Source organism: Bacillus cereus group sp. BfR-BA-01381 (genome assembly GCF_022663555.1).
In the GTDB taxonomy this organism is placed as follows: Bacteria; Bacillota; Bacilli; order Bacillales; family Bacillaceae_G; genus Bacillus_A; species Bacillus_A pacificus.
The window spans coordinates 1-203 of the sequence record NZ_JAKUFR010000381.1 but is presented as its reverse complement, the minus strand read 5'-3'; the positions used below and the strand labels follow the sequence as shown (position 1 = coordinate 203).

Below are 203 nucleotides of genomic sequence, written 5' to 3'. Positions count from 1 at the left end.
AGAAAAACGTAAAGAAATGTTTGCGGGATTAGATGAAGCGACAAAAGAAAAAGCGAAATCAATTTTAGAGCAAGAAAAGTCCGGCAAATTAACACGTGAACAAGCAAAAGAAGAATTAACAAAATTAGGCGTGAAGTTCCCGGAAAAGGGTAAACACAAAGAAATGTTTGCGGGATTAGATGAAGCGACAAAAGAAAAAGCGA

The 203-nt window shown here is 36.5% G+C and carries 1 pseudogene; it reads left to right on the top strand.

Annotated elements, in window-relative coordinates:
* Positions 1-203, top strand: a pseudogene (locus MR079_RS29150) (hypothetical protein); the annotation flags it as partial.